The sequence below is a fragment of the Acinetobacter sp. 102 genome (genome assembly GCF_037028485.1).
Lineage (GTDB): Bacteria > Pseudomonadota > Gammaproteobacteria > Pseudomonadales > Moraxellaceae > Acinetobacter > Acinetobacter higginsii.
In genome coordinates, this window is the sequence record NZ_JAZEZK010000012.1 from 1 (window position 1) to 16,429 (window position 16,429).

Here is a 16,429-nt window from a genome sequence, read left to right on the forward strand (position 1 = left end):
TCTTTCATTTAAAAATTACCTCTATTTTATTTAAAGTTATTATCTAGCTGATCTCATTGTTAATTTGAGGACTGAGGTAGTTCAGTCACGAGTCGTAAAGAAACAGACAACTCATCCAGCTGGAAATGTGGTCTTAAGAAAACCACAGACTTGTAGTGACCCGGTTGAGCTGGATCTTCTACAACTTTTACAGATGCCTCACGAAGCGGATATTGTGCTTTTGCTTCTTGAGATGCACCATCATCTAGCAAGACATATTGCGAGAGCCATTCATTTAAAAATGCTTCGACATTGCCTGCAGATGCAAAACTTCCCACTTTGTCACGCATCATTGCTTTTAAGTAATGTGCAATGCGCGATACCGCCATGATGTATTGGATTTGGCTAGAAAGTGCAGAGTTTGCATTCGCCGTATCACTGTCATATTTCTTTGGTTTTTGAGCAGACTGCGCACCAAAGAAGGCTGCGTAATCTGTGTTCTTGCAGTGAACCAATGGAATAAAGCCAAGGTCGCTGAGTTCTTTTTCACGACGGTCTGTAATGGCAATTTCAGTTGGGCATTTAAACACCACTTCACCATCTGAGGTTTTAAAGGTGTGTACTGGCAAGCCTTCAACTAAACCACCGCCCTCAACACCACGAATCGCAGCACACCAACCATGCATATCAAACGCGTTGGTTAAACGTGTTCCGAATGCATAAGCGGCATTCATCCACAGATAATCATCATGGTTTTCGCCAGAAACATCTTCAACGAAGTTAAAGCCTTCAGTTGCAGTGCCTTCTTTCGGATGGTACGGCAAGCGGCCTAAGACGTGTGGCATGGTCAATGCAACATAACGAGAATCTTCACTGTCACGGAAAGAACGCCATTGCACGTATTCAGCTGTTTCAAAGATTTTTGAAACATCACGTGGACGATCAATATCAGTGAACGATTCAAGACCAAGAATGCTTGGGCTTGCTGCCGAAACAAATGGCGCATGTGCTGCTGCAGCAACATGAGAAATTTGTTCCAATAAATACATATCTGACGGTGTACGATCGAACTCGAAATCACCAATCAACGCTGCATAAGGTGCACCACCAAATGAGCCATATTCTTCTTCATAAATCTTTTTAAACAAGGTGCTTTGATCAAAATCTGTTGCACCTTGGAAGTCTTTCACCAACTCTTTTTTCGTCGTATTCAACATACGAATTTTAATCATTGAGTTAGACGGTGTTTCTTGGCAGAAATAATAAAGACCACGCCATGTCGATTCGATTTTTTGGAATTGCTCATGGTGCATAATTTCACTCAATTGATTTGAAATTAATGCATCAATTTCCGCAATACGCTTATCAATTGACAAGGTCATATTTTCAGAAACAGTAATGGTTCCTGCCATGACTTCTTTTGCCAACTCACCAATTAAGCTTTTTGCACGAACATGCTCATCGTCATTACGGGCAATACGGCTTTGCTCAACAATTGAGTCCAACAAATTTGCTGATTCAGCTTCAACACTCGCTGCAGCGGCTGCTTGTAAATTACTCATTTTCAGCCTCCGCACTGAGTTGGCGAACTTGATCGGTATTTTTTAATACTTCATCCAGCAAATCTTCTAAACGTTCGCTGTTTGAAATCTTATTACGTAAATCGGTCAAACGTTCACGTGCTGCAACCAGCTTACGTAATGGATCTACTTGTTGAACTACTTGCTCTGGGCGGAAGTCTTCCATTGAGTTGAAAGTAAGGTCAACCGACATGCGCCCACCTTCTTCCGTCAAAGTATTTTCAACTTGGAAAGCCGCACGCGGAGCCAAAGATTCCATCACTTCATCAATGTTATCTAAATCAACATTGATAAATTTTTTGTCTTTCAATTTGGTCTTTTCTAGCTCTGATGCAGCGGAGAAATCCCCCATCACACCCACAACAAAAGGGAGTTCTTTTGACTCTTTACCATCACCAACTTCGACATCATATGTCAGCTGTACACGAGGGGGACGTATGCGTTGCAGTTTCTTCTGTACGCTTTCTCTCTTTGCCATAACTTTTCACCCTTGATTATTATTTCAACGAATCGAATGGATTCGAACCTGCCTTTTGAACAGTATTTGCTTGTTTGCTAACTGTTGGTGTTACAGCCGTTTGACGTTTCACCGGTGCAACTGTTTGAGTAACAGTACTACGTGTTGGTTGGGTTGTACGTACTTTTCTGTTCGTTGTGCGTCGCGTTGTGTTATTGGTCGACGTATTTCGCATCTCATTTTTGACTGACTCATCGGTGATCGCCTTGCTCGTTGAGGTATCTGGAGCAGGTAAAGCAACACGGATGCTGTCACTGAGCTGTTTTGCTGGTGGATAAGTGAGTTCATTACTCAAATAGCGCATTTCGCTTGAGCGCATATGTTGCAATGCTTCATTGGCAATTTGAACACTGGCTAAAAAAGTAACATCCGTTAAAGTAGCACCGCGTACATTTTGCTCTTGTAACTGCGTTGCCAGTTTTAAAGCATTCATCGGTTGCTTTAATTCATACATACGCATTGCTGCTTGAGCCAATAAATCGTTTACACGCGAAGCATTATCTTTGTCACAAACTTGTTGATAAATATCTAATAAAGCATGATCCGTTTGGTTTACTGCCAACGGATTCTGTTTTAGACATTTACTTTTTAACTTAATTGGTTTTATTTCTTTATCATCAGCAAAAGCCGAATTACCGATTAAACCTGCTGTTATACAAAGAATTGATATTACAATACCTTTTTTCAAAATATGCCTCGTCATTATTTAACTTATAATTGAAGAGCTGACAATTATTGTTAAAAAACCCTCTTACTCGTCAATTTTTGTACATTTACATCATTTCCGCGAATTTAACAAAAAAAACACATACAAAGTCAATACTAGTTACGTTTATTAACATTATTAAATTTTAATGACAGACATTCCTGTAAAAAAAAAATTTAAAACTGGTGCATTTTTTGTTTAAAAGTGACATTTTTTGTTGTAGAATAATCTGTATACTCGAGCAGAGTTATGTTAAGTTTTTGATTTTATTCAAAAAATATTTCTAGCAAAAACAACCATACCAAGTTAGAAGTTAGTAAATAGCACTTGGTATTTAAAAATTACTGTGAGTAATAAATGAGTAACTTAAAAGTTTTAATTACAAAACTATCAGCTCCTACTCGTACTGCATTAGAAAAGTCTGCAAACTATTGTATTAACCAATTAAATTATGAAATTGAGATTGAACATCTATTCGTTGAATTATTAAATCAAAACATAGTCAATGATTTACACATTTTATTAAAAAAAAATAATATCTCTGCTGATGCCTTAATTACTGATTTAAAAGAAACCATTGCTTCTTTACCTAAAGGTAATACCCGTACGCCCATCTTTGCAAAATCAATCATTCGGTTATTTGAACAAGCATGGTTACTCGCTTCTGCAGAACAAACGCCTTTAATACGTAGTAGTCATTTATTGATAGCATTGTTAACTGCGCCCGATTTACAACAAATCGCATTTAGAGCATCAAGCTTATTTGAACGTTTTCCAATCGATACAATGAAACATAAGTTTCTCGATATTTGTGAAAAAAGTAGCGAACAACCACAAACAGAAAACACCTCGAACAGTACTGAACAAACAACAAACACTGAATCTACTATCACGGCTGCAAAAACACCTGCCCTTGATCAATACACGATTAATCTGACTGAAAAAGCTCAAAATGGTGGTATCGATCCTGTTATTGGTCGAGAGTTTGAAATTCGACTCATGCTGGATATCTTGATGCGTCGTCGTCAAAACAATCCAATTTTGACGGGTGAGCCTGGTGTCGGTAAAACAGCAGTTGTTGAAGGATTAGCTTTAAAAATTGCACAAGGCTTAGTACCTGAAGCGCTCAAAAATGTACAGCTGCATAGTTTAGACATGGGTCTGTTACAAGCAGGTGCAAGCGTTAAAGGTGAGTTTGAAAATCGTTTAAAACAAGTGATTCAAGAAGTACAAGCCTCTGCTCACCCAATCATCTTATTTATTGATGAAGCACACACCATGATTGGTGCTGGTGGGCAAGCAGGACAAAATGATGCCGCAAACTTACTCAAACCCGCATTAGCACGTGGTGAATTAAGAACCATTGCAGCAACAACTTGGGCTGAGTACAAACAATACTTTGAAAAAGATGCAGCCCTCAGCCGTCGCTTTCAGGTGGTCAAAGTTGAAGAGCCAACCGAAGAAGTGGCGATCGATATGTTACGTGCCATGATTCCAGTGATGCAAAGTCACTTCAATTTACATATTGAAGATCAAGCCATTATTACTGCAGTTCAAGCCTCTCATCGCTATATCAGCGGTCGCCAACTCCCAGATAAAGCAGTGAGCGTACTCGATACCGCTTCTGCCCGTGTTGCTTTAACCCAGAATGCACAACCTGTAATTCTGGATCAACTCAAAGCACAACAACATAATCTTAAATTAGAACATCAAATTATTACCCACGAACATCAACAGTTCCCGATCCATCATGAACGGTTAGATGATCTTAATCAGCAACTTGCAAACTTAGACAAAGAAATTCAAGACACTGAAACTAAATGGCAGCAAGAACTAGCGCTGGTTAAACAAATCCAGCAATTGAATGCACATACAGAACAGGACAATAAGACACAAATTGCTTCACTAAGAGCGGACTTAGCACAATTACAAGGTCAAACACCTTTAGTATTTGAACGTGTCAATGCACAAATCATCAATGAAATCATTTCAGATTGGACAGGTATTCCAGTTGGGAAAATGGTGAATGATGAAATCAAACAAATTCTAAGCCTTGAGGACAAGCTTGGCGAACGCGTCATGGGTCAAGATTATGCGCTCACTCAATTGGTACAAGGCATTAAAACCTCTAAAGCAAAATTAGAAGATCCTAACAAACCACAAGGTGTGTTCCTATTGATTGGCCCAAGTGGTGTGGGTAAAACTGAAACTGCCCTTGCTCTCGCTAATGAGCTGTATGGCGGCGAAAATCACCTCATCACCATCAATATGTCTGAATATCAGGAAGCGCATACGGTCTCATCGTTAAAGGGTGCCCCTCCTGGCTATGTCGGCTATGGTCAAGGCGGTGTTCTCACCGAAGCCGTTCGTCGCAATCCTTATAGTGTCGTGCTATTAGATGAGATTGAAAAAGCACATAGTGATGTTCAAGAATTATTCTATCAAGTCTTCGACAAGGGAATGCTTGAAGATGGCGAAGGTCGTGTGATTGACTTTAAAAACACCACAATCATTCTGACCTCTAATACAGGCTCAAGTGCAATTATGCAGGCATGCTTAAATCAACCTGTAGAAGAATGGCCACATGCCGAAGACTTAATCGAACATCTAAAACCAAGTTTATATAAGCAGTTTAAACCAGCCTTTATTGGTCGTATGCGCATTGTGCCTTACTTCCCACTGCATGATGAGTTATTGGTTCGGATTATTAAACACAAGCTTGGGAAAATTGTTGATCGTATTGAAAAGCAGTATGCAACCAAGGTTCAGTATTCTGATGATTTAATCGAATTATTGTTAAGCCGTTGTACCGAAGTGGATAGCGGCGCACGAAATGTGGACAACATCCTCAACTCAACCGTCCTTCCTGCATTGGCAACTGAAATTTTAGTGGCTCTCGCGGAACATAAGTTACCAAAACTAATTGTGATTGATACTAAAGATGATGAAATTACCTATCAGTTAGATCCAGTTGAGAAAGTAACCAAGAAACGTTCAACTAAAAAAACCAAAGCTGAAGTGTAAATTTTAAGATTGAGCCAAATTTGTGATGCATATGGATATTTTATCTTTACTAACGCCTATTAATGAGCAGTCACCTTGTGGTGAGGATTACTCATTTTCAAATGAGTTTCATGCGATTAAAAAAGCAAAGACCCAAGATGATGTACTGCTTGATCAAGGTGACTGGGTCACTGAACCTAAACAGGCCGATTGGGACTTTGTTGCAACGACATCTATAGATTTACTCCAATCGAAAAGTAAAGATATCCGTTTACTCACTTGGCTCTCAGAAGCTTGGGCAAACCTTTATGGTTTTGCAGGAATTTCCAAAAGTCTCGAGCTTAGCCATCGCTTATTAGAACAATATTGGTTAACCCTACACCCTGAAGTTGAAGATGAGGATCTAGATCAACGTATTGGCTTATTACAGGGCTTGATTAACCAACTGCCGCTATTGATCAAAAAAGTTTCTTTGATCAATCATGCGCCTTATTACCATTTGCTCGACTACGACAACTTTCTTTATCACGAGAATATCCGTCGTAAACAAAGCGATGATTATGAGGGTTCAAGTGGTTCGACAGAATTAGAGCAATTCGAACAAGCCTTATCAAATACAGATAAAAATTTTCAGCGTCAAAACTATCAAAGTTTTAATGAGATCCTACAACAATGGGCAACATTGAAACAGGTTTTAGATGGTCTGCTTGGTTTAGACTCGCCGAGTTTTGCGGCAATCGATTCAAGCTTAGACACCATTCATATCACACTGAAAAAGATTTATAAGACCGATTTGTTTGAGCAACCGACTCAAACTGTCATTACTGAAATCGAAACATCGACAACGCCGATGGTACAACCCGTGACGACACAATCTTCTGCTCCCCAAAACCAGCTGTCTTTCCAGCCACAAGTTCAATCGCATGTCGAAAATCGCGAACAGGCAATGCGGGTATTGCAAGAAATTGCCACTTATTTTCAAAAGAATGAGCCGCATAGTCCTGTCAGCTATATGCTGCAGAAAACCATCAAGTGGAGTCAAATGCCGTTGCATGAATGGCTAACCCAAGTGATTAAGGATGAACATCCTTTACAAATGCTACAGGACACCCTTGGTGTTCAGCCAAAGAATGAATACGAATAATTGTTGGTAAATAAATATGTTTAAAGCAGAAAAGATTCTTTGGGGTGAAGGCTTATTTTTACGTCCTCAGCATTTCCAGATTCAAGACACCTACCATGAGCAACGCTTGAATCATACGATTCGAGCAATGATTCCACATGCCTACGGTGTGCAGAAATTAAAGTTCGATGAAGTTCAACTTTCTACTCATATTCTAGCTTTGCAAGAAGTCGAAATCATTTGGCAAGATGGTGAAATTTATCATGCGCCTGCACAAGACTTATTGCCAGAACCATTGTTATTAGATGACCTTAATCTACAAGGTGAAATGACGGTTTATCTGGCACTACCAATTTTGCAGGCCAATAAGAAAAACATTGCTGATGAAACACGCTCAGTGTCTAGTCGTTATCATAACTATTTGACTGAAACACATGATCTGTTTACTGATGCTAGCCCTGCTGAACTGAATTTGTTACGTCGTCGTGCCGAATTCAAATTGTTAGAACAGCATATTCAACCTAGTCAAAATTTAGATGGCTTCTTATATATTCCAGTCGCCAAGATTAAGCGTCAAAGCTCAGGTCATTTTGAGCTGGATAATAAGTTTATTCCACCTATTTTACATATCGCGGCTTCTGAATCTTTAATTAATAATTTAAAGCGTACGCTCAACGTTATTAAGGCAAAAATTAAAACCATTCAAAGCAACAATCGTGAAAATGAACAGAAACTCATTGAATTCCGTTCGGGTGATATCGTTTCGTTCTGGTTAATCAATGCTTTAAATACGGCTTATGCAGGCTTGAATCACCTGTTGCAATATCCATTGATCCATCCTGAGCGTTTATTTTCAGAATTATTGCGTTTAACTGGATCTTTACTGACCTTTTCGACTGCGTATGATGTGGATCATTTGCCACAGTATAAGCATCACCAATTACAAGACAGTTTCCAACAGCTTGATCTGATTCTAAGAGATTTATTAGACACCATTATTTCGAGCCGTTATTTCAGCATTGCTTTAAAAGAAACACGACCATCGTATTGGGTTGGTAGTCTTGAGTCTGACAAAATTACCCGTGACACTCGTCTCTATATTGCGGTTTCAAGCAGCATGATGCAAACCCATGAATTGATCCAGATCGTTCCATTGCGCTTTAAAGTGGGTAGTACAATTGATGTAGAACAACGTGTTATTGCCGCTCTTCCAGCGGTTCCACTCCATCATTTAATGCAGGTGCCAACTGCAATTCCAGTACGTTCTGGTGTCAGCTATTTTGAAATCGAACCACATCACGAATTGTATCAACGTATGCTTGAGTCAGAATCTATCTGTGTCTATGTACCAGCTGGATTCCAAGATATCAGTATTGAACTCATTGCCGTAATGAATAGTTAAGAGAATCACAATGACTCAACCAACAGGCATCCCCTCTTTATTTGATGATGGAAAAATTGGTTCAGGCTTCCCTACGTCTGACCAACCACAAAATAAAGTGCAAGCGACTAACTTGATTGATCTATTACATGATGGGTTCTATCTGGTTTTTTTACTTCGCAATCGCTATATACCTGCAAATCCAACTGATTTTCGTGAAAAAATTGTCGATTTATTGAACCGATTTGAGCAACAAGCCAAACGCTTACAATTTTCTGCTGATGATATTCACGACGCCAAATATGCATTTTGTGCCTTGATTGATGAAACCATTGCGACGCAACAGGATGCTGCCTATTTTAACTTACAGAATTCATGGCTGATTAGCCCATTGCAATTGAGCCTGTTTGGCTCTCAACTGGCGGGTTATCGTTTTTTTGAAATCTTGGAACAACTGCGCAGTCGTGGCAAAGACCGCCTAGCATCACTTGAGGTTTTCCACTACTGTCTCTTACTCGGTTTTCAGGGCAAATACCGTCTGGAATCTGTAGAAAGTCTAAATCACCTCGTGGCTCGTGTTGGAGATGAAATTGATTATCTCAAAGGGAAAAAAGCAGCATTTTCTCCTTTTGCCGCAATTCCTGACCATATTAAACACATTATTCATCACGAGTTACCCTTTTTCTGGATTCTAATCTTCTTGCTCATGTTTGCTGCACTCACTTTTGCAGGCTTAAAGTTCATGCTATCCAAACAGAATCAGAGTGCTTTAGCTCCTTATCAAAATGTGATTTCAGCACCTGCTGAAGAAGCACATATCACCATCCATTTGCCTTAGTTGATAACGTATGACTCAGGAAAGAGCAACTTCTTTACGCATATTACAGACCAATAAGAAAAAAACCTTATCGCCTGTCATTTATTTACTGATTGGATTTCTTTCAGGAGTTATCTTTGCAGCACTGGTTTTCTTTCTCTTATTTGTTACCGACTCGAGTAGATCCAATACAGCTACAACGCAACCAGAGCAAGCTGTAGAAGAAAATAATCCTGCTCAAGCCCATAATACCAAAACGACAACTCAAAGCTCAGAGGAAACGACAGCTAGTCATCATGAAACAGCCGAATCGGTAGAGGATAATAATTTCACTCAACCCGGTAGTAATGATTTAAATAAATTCTTCCAACGCACACCTCCAGCAGCTGCACCAACACCGACTGGACAGCACGTTTCCCCTTTTGCCAATGAGCCAAATGCAAAATCCACACAAGTTGTAGCGCCAACCAAACCTGTTTCAGGGAAGAATGAAGCAGTCCCTGCGGCAACAAATAAAGTGGTTAAAACTGCTCCTCAAACAACAAAGACTACAGCGCCTGCTAAAACACCTGAGGTAGAAGCGGAAGCACCTGAGGCAACGGTACAAATCAAAGTCACACAAAAGCCTTTTGCTGTGAATGAACTGCAATAAAGCATGATTTTTCTTATTTTCTTTTGCTTTGTCGCTGTCGCGATCGGATTAACCCTGCTCATGTCATATGAGCTGCGTTATAAATGCAAGCAGTTGTTGCAATCATTACTTCCAAGTAGCAAAAAGAAAATTGCCAATGCGATGCAGTTTGCAGAGAATATGCATCAAGCGGCCTCGCCAGAAAAATTACAATCGCATTGGCACTTACAACAATGGTGGATTTTAATTGCAGGTTTCTTTTTATTCGCCAGCATCCTGATTTTTGCGTTTACTCGCCCAATCAATTCCACACGAATTGAAGCTGAATATTTAAAAGAAACTGATCCGCAAATTTATACGCTACTCAATGGTGAAATGCTGAGTCCACCACCAGAAGTCGATGCCAACTTGATTGAAGATGCTATTGTCGAAGCAACTCGGCTTGAACAGGCCTATCAAGCCCAGCATCCAACAGATCCGAGTATTAATGCATCTCAAATTGAGATTCCACTTACACATTCACATGGTAGTTTTGATGTATCCATGGTAGATCGTAAATGGGACAAAATTAATCCTCGCTATAAGCAACGCCTACTGATGGTATTCAAAATCATGAAAGAACAGCACGGTTATGAGTTGGTGTTACTTGAAGGTTACCGCAGCCCAAGCCGCCAAAATATGCTTGCAGGGAATCCAAATACAACCCGTGCCAAAGGTTATCAAAGCTATCACCAATTTGGTTTAGCTGCCGATGTTGCTTTTAAACGCAACGGTAAAGTCGTTATCTCAGAACGTGACCCTTGGGCAATGCGTGGTTATCAACTCTATGGGCAAGTTGCTGAATCCGTTGGTTTAACTTGGGGTGGTCGTTGGAAATCTATTCAAGATTATGGTCATACCGAATACCGTATGCCAGGCTTAAGAAAAACCAAAGAAATGGCTGAACAACTCACTGCAGAAGGACAATTAACCGCCCGATCAGATGAGTCTTAAAAACAGATCTAAAGTACAATTAAATTAAATAAAGCCTATCTTTATAAATGGATAGGCTTTATTTTAATATCAAATTAGAATATTTCAATAAAATATAATTCACACTAAAATTAAAAAAATCTTAATCCACAACAGATATGGGAACTGTTTTTTTAACTTTAAAAATAAACTCCTTAAATATTATATTCATTCCTAATACCAGCATAAAAGCAATCACAAATGATCCAAGTACATCGAAAGGGAAATGGACACCAATATAAATTCTGGACCAACCTACAATTAAAGCCAATAGCAATGCTGCACTTCCAATTTTTCGATAACCAGACAGTAGATATGCAAATGCAATCGTTGCTACTGTCAAGGTATGCTGGCTTGGAAATGAAGAAGATGAACCATGTCCTGTCAGGATGTGTCCGATTCCCATGTCAAAAGGACGTGGATGGTAGTAGACCGAATGAATGATCTGAGTCACGAGTAATGAAACAACGATGGTGATAAGCATCTTGATAAACTGTACTCGGTATTTTTTATCCTTAAAAAACAATGAAGCAATTAAAAATACAAATAATACTGCAATTAAATTATGAGATGCGAATAATGCAGCTTTATCTAAAATAGGATTTTGAGTTGCAGCTGAGTTAATCCAATTAAATAAGCTGATATCGATCGTTTCAATTGACATCGTCAATCGTTCCATGATTATTTGACGATGTGAATATAAAAATATCAGCTTAAAATAAAATTAAATACGCTTAAAAACCAAACAAAATTACAATTTAGTTTTAAGTCGCTATTAATAAAAAAATCCTAAATTTGATCTACCCTTCAATTGGAATGAATTATGGATAACAAAAATAGGCTACCCGAAGTATTAAGCAAAGTGCCTGAAGTGACATTGCTGTTCTGGATTATAAAAATTGCAGCAACAACACTCGGTGAAACGGCTGGTGATGCTTTATCAATGTCGCTCAATCTGGGCTATATCTTAAGTACATGTATTTTTTCTATTATTTTTATTGGCTTTGTTTCACTGCAAATGAAAGCCAAAGAGTACAAACCCTTCTTATATTGGGCAACTATTATCTCAACCACAACACTGGGAACCACCATTGCTGATTATGTCGATCGCTCTCTAGACATAGGCTATCTCGGAGGGAGTATTATTTTACTCACCCTACTGCTTAGCTCGCTTGCGATCTGGTATTGGAGCTGTGGCAATATTGCGGTGAACAGTGTGCAGTCTGCAAAGACCGAAGCCTTTTACTGGGTCACCATTATGTTCTCTCAAACCCTAGGAACAGCGCTTGGTGACTGGACAGCAGATACCCAAGGACTAGGTTATACAGGGGCTGCCCTGATCTTTGGTTCATTACTGCTTATCTTGATTGTCTTGTATTATTGGACCAAGATCTCTAGAACATTTTTATTCTGGTCAGCTTTTGTTTTAACCAGACCTCTCGGTGCGGTCTTAGGTGACTTCTTAGATAAACCCCTTGATCACGGCGGATTGGATTTAAGCCGATTCGGTGCTTCTTTTGTATTATTGGCTTTTATCCTTGTTTGTTTAGTGTTTTTTAAATCCAAACCGGCTTCAACAACACATTAAATCTTTCGCTAATCCTCTTCGTTACACATATAGAAAAGGGACAAGAAAAACTATTTTCTTATCCCTTTTAGTGATCACTTATAAATGATTAGCTATGTTTCCAAGGTACTGCAGGTGAGCCAATCCATGCTGATTTTGCAGGAATATTCTCTCCTTTCATTACCAATGTCAGTGGACCCAATACCGCATGGTCAGCCACATTGGCATTGTATAAAATGATACTACGCGAATTCACTACCACATCACTGCCGATATTGACTTGACCAATTTTCATGATGCGGTCTTCAAATAAATGCGTTTGTGGCCCAGAGAAGCTGTTAAATTCTGCACGGTCTCCAATCTTCACACAGTCAAATTCAGTGATATCGGCGGTATCTAGATATACATCCTTACCAATCCCAACACCTAAAAGACGCAAGAAGAAAGGCAACATCGGTGTCCCTCTTAAATAATTCAAGAAGTTCGGAATCGCAACAGATTCATAGAGACTGGTAATGCCTTCACTGAGCCAAACGAACATGGTCCACATCGGTGCTGAACGTGGTTGATAACGTCCAATTAAAGCCCATTTCAATACGGTCACGATGACAAAACAACCCACGCCGTATAACAATCCAGCCATAGTTAAAGCCAATAGCCCCATCGCAATACTATAGTCATTAATGACATCAATCACTTCTAAAACAATCATATAACCTACACCAATGGCGAGTGCTGTCGGTAATACAATACGTAAACCCTCAATCAAGCTTCGCATAAAACGGCGTTTGATACTTGGTTTAAAGGTAAGATGATCTGGATATTGCGCTGCTGCTTCACGCGCTGGCAACAATAAAGGTGGCGAACCGAACCATGTCTGACCTGAATACATTTCTCGGTTATCTGGCGTTTTTGATTGCACACCAATCAAAACATTATCCGGTAATACCGTACCATCCGCGATATAGGCACTATTCCCAACAAAGCTACGATTGCCAATTTGAGTCGATTTCAACGACATCCAGCCGCCTTTAATTTCTTCATCACCGAGCATCACCGCATCTGCAATAAAACTTTCTTCACCTAGAGTCAGCATTTCAGGAATTACACCTGTGGCAGTCGAAATTTCTGTATTTTTACCTACCTTTGCGCCCAACATACGAAACCATGTCGGAGCATATATGGTGGCGAACAAACCATGTAAAGTCTGTAAACTGGTCTCTAAAATCTGAGCTGCGAACCATTTACGATAATAAGTACCACCATGTATGGCATAAGTGCCTGTCTCTAAACGTGGTAATACAATCTTACGTATAGCCGATGAAATCAATGCGGTAATGACCATCATCATGGCACTGGCAGGAATGGCAAGGATGAAATAATACAGTGCGGTTTGAATATGGTTATTCGGATCAATATTAAACACATTGACATCTAACCAATCCACTAACAAGAAACTTGGGAAAATCGGAATAAAGAACAAACAGGCAATGATTAAAGCACTGACACTGTAATAGCCATATTCAGAAAATTTGCGCACTAAAGATAATTTTGGTCGTGCAGCTAATGATTCCAACTCATCAATATGGCCTATTTTTTTCGCTGGTGTTCCTTCCCAAATTTCACCTGCGGGTACCGTAGTGCCATATTCAATTGAGGTTAAAGCATTGACATGCGCTTGCGGTTCTAACACGGTATTTTCTTCCAATACTGCATAAGAGCCCACATAACTGTCTTTTTTGAGTTGGATTGAACCCAATACGAGATGTCCGTGCTCAACCTTGGCATTTTCCAGATTTACATTGGAACCAATACTGACCCCATCTTCAATCTGTAACAACGATGGCATCCGGATATGCACTGAGCTAATCGTGACATCATGCCCAATTTTTGCCCCAAGTGCTTTGAGATATAAATTCAGTAAGGTTGAACCAGAGAGTAGATATACAGGTGAAATACTGGTGATCCGATCAGCTAACCACCAACGGAAATAGGTCATTCCCCATAATGGATAACGACCTGCGCCAACCCCTAACATCAGTAACCGTTTTACTGTAATTGAAACTGCAAAACTGGCAATAATCACACTGATATACACCAGCAAAGACAACGCGATCGCATAAGGAATACTATCTCGTGTGCCGCCTGTGAAATAGTGATAAGTAAAGAATGGTGCCAACCATTGCAGAATATTGATCGAGATCAATACAGGGATCGTCACCGCCTGTGCAATCCCACACAGCCATTTATAAGCCTGATTACGTGGATTATCTTGTCCAATCTGCCGATCAAATAAGGAGGGTTCAGGTTGTTCTAACATTAAAGCTGCAATCGCGCCGACTTTTCTGGCCTGATATAAGCTTTGAATGGTCAGATGGCTATATTGAGGGTGTTCACGTAAATTCGAGATCAATACCGCAGCGAGTAAGGAATGGCCTCCGAGATCATCAAAGAAATCTGAGTCTAACTTCATTGGGATATTCGGAAATAAACGACCTAGAATCTCAAATAAAATCTGTTCAGCTTCATTCTGTGGCTGGTCAGATTCACTCCGATCAATCACACTGGTTAATGGGCGAGCTTTCAATGCCTTACGGTCAATTTTCCCAGACAACAACCGTGGCACTTCCTCAATAATTTCAAAACGATTAGGCACCATATATGGCGGTAAGCGTTGGCTCAAATGATGTCGAAGCTGTTTAATCTCAATGCTTTGTTTTGCCTCCAACTCAGGTGCAATGAAGGCAATCAACTGATCAATACCATCTTCCGCTCTTAGGATGACTGCTGCCGTACCAATTCCATCAAGATCGCATAGCGCTGCTTCAATTTCACCGAGTTCAACTCGGAAGCCTCGGATTTTAACCTGATCATCGGCACGACCTAAACAATGCACCTGACCAAATTCATCAATTTTGGCCAAGTCTCCAGTGCGGTACAAGCTGATTTCATCCTCATTATTTGCCCAAGGATTCTCAATAAATTTATCTGTAGTCAGATCAGGGCGTCCGAGATAGCCTGGAGCTACACTGGGGCCAAAGATACACAGTTCCCCTGTTTCACCTTGTGCCAGAAGTTCCCGTTCCGCATTAATGACCAACATGCCATAGTTGGGTAAGGGCTTGCCGATGGTGACCGGTTTGCCACGCTGCAACAGTTCCAGACTGGCAGTGACTGTGGTTTCGGTTGGTCCATAGGTATTAAACATTTGATGGTGTGGTAAGGCCCAACGTTCCACCAATGAATCAGGGCACATCTCCCCGCCCAGATTGATGATGCGTAAATTCGGAACATCTTCAGGAAATAAAGCCAGTAAAGTCGGCACAGCATGTAATACGGTAATCTGTTGCTGTTTCAATGTTTGGCAGAGTCGCTCTGGATCACTGACTAAGGATTTTGGTGCAATCCACAAGCTTGCGCCGACGAGGTAAGACAACCAGATTTCTTCAAAGGACATATCAAAAGCAACCGAGAAACCTTGATAGACCTTATCCTGCTCTTGAATCCCTAAAATACTGTTTTCACTACGTAGGAAATGACAGATATTCTTCTGGGTAATTACAATCCCTTTCGGCTTTCCTGTCGAACCCGAGGTATAAATAATATAGGCAGGCTGTTCAGGTGAGGTTTTGGCTAATTCCACAGTCTCATGCAGTGGTCGCTGCAATTCAGTATTGGTCCATTTCGTTTGTGGGACTTCTTGTAAGTGTTCATACCATTCATCACTGGTAATCATCCCCACTGCAGTAGCATCTTCAAGACAGACGGCAATTCGGTCTGCAGGTGTATCCATATCAAATGGTAGCCAAGCCGCACCACTTAAACAAATGGCTAACTGTGATTTTAATAATTCAATACCACGAGGTAGCCATAAACCAACAATATCACCCGCTTTAATTCCTTCCAGGGTCAGATGCTGTGCCATCAATAAAGCTTGTTGATATAACTCGCCATAGCTCAACGTTCGTTCAGCTTCAATCAGGGCGACTTTTTCAGGAAATGTTTGTGCTGTTTCAATAAAAATATCAGCAAGGACTTCATGCTGTAAAAATTCTGGGTGGTGCTTACCACGAATAATATTTTTTGCGCTCATCACACATTGATTCATTTTTAT

Annotated in this window: 12 protein-coding genes; 7 read left to right on the forward strand and 5 right to left on the reverse strand. The window is 40.1% G+C overall.

Going from position 1 to position 16,429, the window contains the following annotated elements; translation table 11 throughout:
* Window positions 1-59: 59 nt before the first annotated feature.
* From tssC to WA352_RS13080, 3 genes are read right to left on the reverse strand one after another with little or no spacing between them, the layout of a single operon-like run.
* Window positions 60-1,541 carry a type VI secretion system contractile sheath large subunit gene (tssC, locus tag WA352_RS13070; protein WP_005190398.1) on the reverse strand — a complete coding sequence of 494 codons (1,482 nt, stop codon included), beginning with the start codon at window positions 1,539-1,541 and terminating at the stop codon, window positions 60-62.
* On the reverse strand, window positions 1,534-2,037 hold the full coding sequence (gene tssB, locus WA352_RS13075) for a type VI secretion system contractile sheath small subunit (RefSeq protein WP_004805522.1): 504 nt from the start codon (window positions 2,035-2,037) through the stop codon (window positions 1,534-1,536). Before tssB ends, tssC begins: the two co-directional genes overlap by 8 nt.
* 19 nt (window positions 2,038-2,056) lie before the next feature.
* Window positions 2,057-2,764 carry a hypothetical protein gene (locus WA352_RS13080; protein ID WP_033133202.1) on the reverse strand — a complete coding sequence of 236 codons (708 nt, stop codon included), beginning with the start codon at window positions 2,762-2,764 and terminating at the stop codon, window positions 2,057-2,059.
* A gap of 375 nt (window positions 2,765-3,139) precedes the next feature.
* On the opposite strand from WA352_RS13080, the gene tssH reads away from it, so the two are divergent.
* The 6 genes from tssH to WA352_RS13110 are packed head-to-tail and all read left to right on the forward strand — an operon-like array spanning window position 3,140 to window position 10,730.
* Window positions 3,140-5,806, forward strand: a complete 2,667-nt coding sequence (tssH, locus tag WA352_RS13085; protein ID WP_033133147.1) for a type VI secretion system ATPase TssH — start codon at window positions 3,140-3,142, stop codon at window positions 5,804-5,806.
* 25 nt (window positions 5,807-5,831) lie between these two features.
* The gene (gene tssA, locus WA352_RS13090) at window positions 5,832-6,929 is read left to right on the forward strand and encodes a type VI secretion system protein TssA (protein WP_033133148.1); all 1,098 of its coding nucleotides are present in this window, start codon (window positions 5,832-5,834) and stop codon (window positions 6,927-6,929) included.
* A 16-nt stretch (window positions 6,930-6,945) separates the two neighbouring features.
* Window positions 6,946-8,310, forward strand: a complete 1,365-nt coding sequence (gene tssK, locus WA352_RS13095) for a type VI secretion system baseplate subunit TssK (protein WP_005205118.1) — start codon at window positions 6,946-6,948, stop codon at window positions 8,308-8,310.
* Between the two features lie 10 nt (window positions 8,311-8,320).
* Complete coding sequence (gene icmH / locus WA352_RS13100) at window positions 8,321-9,127, forward strand: type IVB secretion system protein IcmH/DotU (protein ID WP_033133149.1); 807 nt, start codon at window positions 8,321-8,323, stop codon at window positions 9,125-9,127.
* A 10-nt stretch (window positions 9,128-9,137) separates the two neighbouring features.
* Window positions 9,138-9,758, forward strand: a complete 621-nt coding sequence (locus tag WA352_RS13105; RefSeq protein WP_033133150.1) for a hypothetical protein — start codon at window positions 9,138-9,140, stop codon at window positions 9,756-9,758.
* A 3-nt stretch (window positions 9,759-9,761) separates the two neighbouring features.
* Window positions 9,762-10,730, forward strand: coding sequence for a M15 family metallopeptidase (locus WA352_RS13110; RefSeq protein WP_162180569.1), 969 nt, complete (start codon window positions 9,762-9,764; stop codon window positions 10,728-10,730).
* Between the two features lie 121 nt (window positions 10,731-10,851).
* Here WA352_RS13110 and WA352_RS13115 read toward each other — a convergent pair whose 3' ends face one another.
* Entirely contained in the window at window positions 10,852-11,412 is a 561-nt protein-coding gene (locus WA352_RS13115; RefSeq protein WP_005205123.1) for an undecaprenyl-diphosphatase, read from the reverse strand.
* A 159-nt stretch (window positions 11,413-11,571) separates the two neighbouring features.
* On the opposite strand from WA352_RS13115, the gene WA352_RS13120 reads away from it, so the two are divergent.
* Complete coding sequence (locus WA352_RS13120) at window positions 11,572-12,336, forward strand: COG4705 family protein (protein ID WP_033133151.1); 765 nt, start codon at window positions 11,572-11,574, stop codon at window positions 12,334-12,336.
* 88 nt (window positions 12,337-12,424) lie between these two features.
* Here WA352_RS13120 and posA read toward each other — a convergent pair whose 3' ends face one another.
* Entirely contained in the window at window positions 12,425-16,423 is a 3,999-nt protein-coding gene (gene posA / locus WA352_RS13125; RefSeq protein ID WP_336142870.1) for a delta-poly-L-ornithine synthetase PosA, read from the reverse strand.
* Between the last annotated feature and the right edge of the window lie 6 nt (window positions 16,424-16,429).

Excerpts from the sequence above, each read along its gene's own strand:
- tssB (WP_004805522.1), bottom strand. The coding sequence starts at position 2,037 with ATGGCAAAGAGAGAAAGCGTACAGAAGAAACTGCAACGCATACGTCCC.
- WA352_RS13110 (WP_162180569.1), top strand. The coding sequence starts at position 9,762 with ATGATTTTTCTTATTTTCTTTTGCTTTGTCGCTGTCGCGATCGGATTA.
- posA (WP_336142870.1), bottom strand. The coding sequence starts at position 16,423 with ATGAATCAATGTGTGATGAGCGCAAAAAATATTATTCGTGGTAAGCAC.
- WA352_RS13120 (WP_033133151.1), top strand. The coding sequence starts at position 11,572 with ATGGATAACAAAAATAGGCTACCCGAAGTATTAAGCAAAGTGCCTGAA.
- tssH (WP_033133147.1), top strand. The coding sequence starts at position 3,140 with ATGAGTAACTTAAAAGTTTTAATTACAAAACTATCAGCTCCTACTCGT.
- tssK (WP_005205118.1), top strand. The coding sequence starts at position 6,946 with ATGTTTAAAGCAGAAAAGATTCTTTGGGGTGAAGGCTTATTTTTACGT.
- WA352_RS13115 (WP_005205123.1), bottom strand. The coding sequence starts at position 11,412 with ATGTCAATTGAAACGATCGATATCAGCTTATTTAATTGGATTAACTCA.
- tssC (WP_005190398.1), bottom strand. The coding sequence starts at position 1,541 with ATGAGTAATTTACAAGCAGCCGCTGCAGCGAGTGTTGAAGCTGAATCA.
- icmH (WP_033133149.1), top strand. The coding sequence starts at position 8,321 with ATGACTCAACCAACAGGCATCCCCTCTTTATTTGATGATGGAAAAATT.
- tssA (WP_033133148.1), top strand. The coding sequence starts at position 5,832 with ATGCATATGGATATTTTATCTTTACTAACGCCTATTAATGAGCAGTCA.
- WA352_RS13105 (WP_033133150.1), top strand. The coding sequence starts at position 9,138 with ATGACTCAGGAAAGAGCAACTTCTTTACGCATATTACAGACCAATAAG.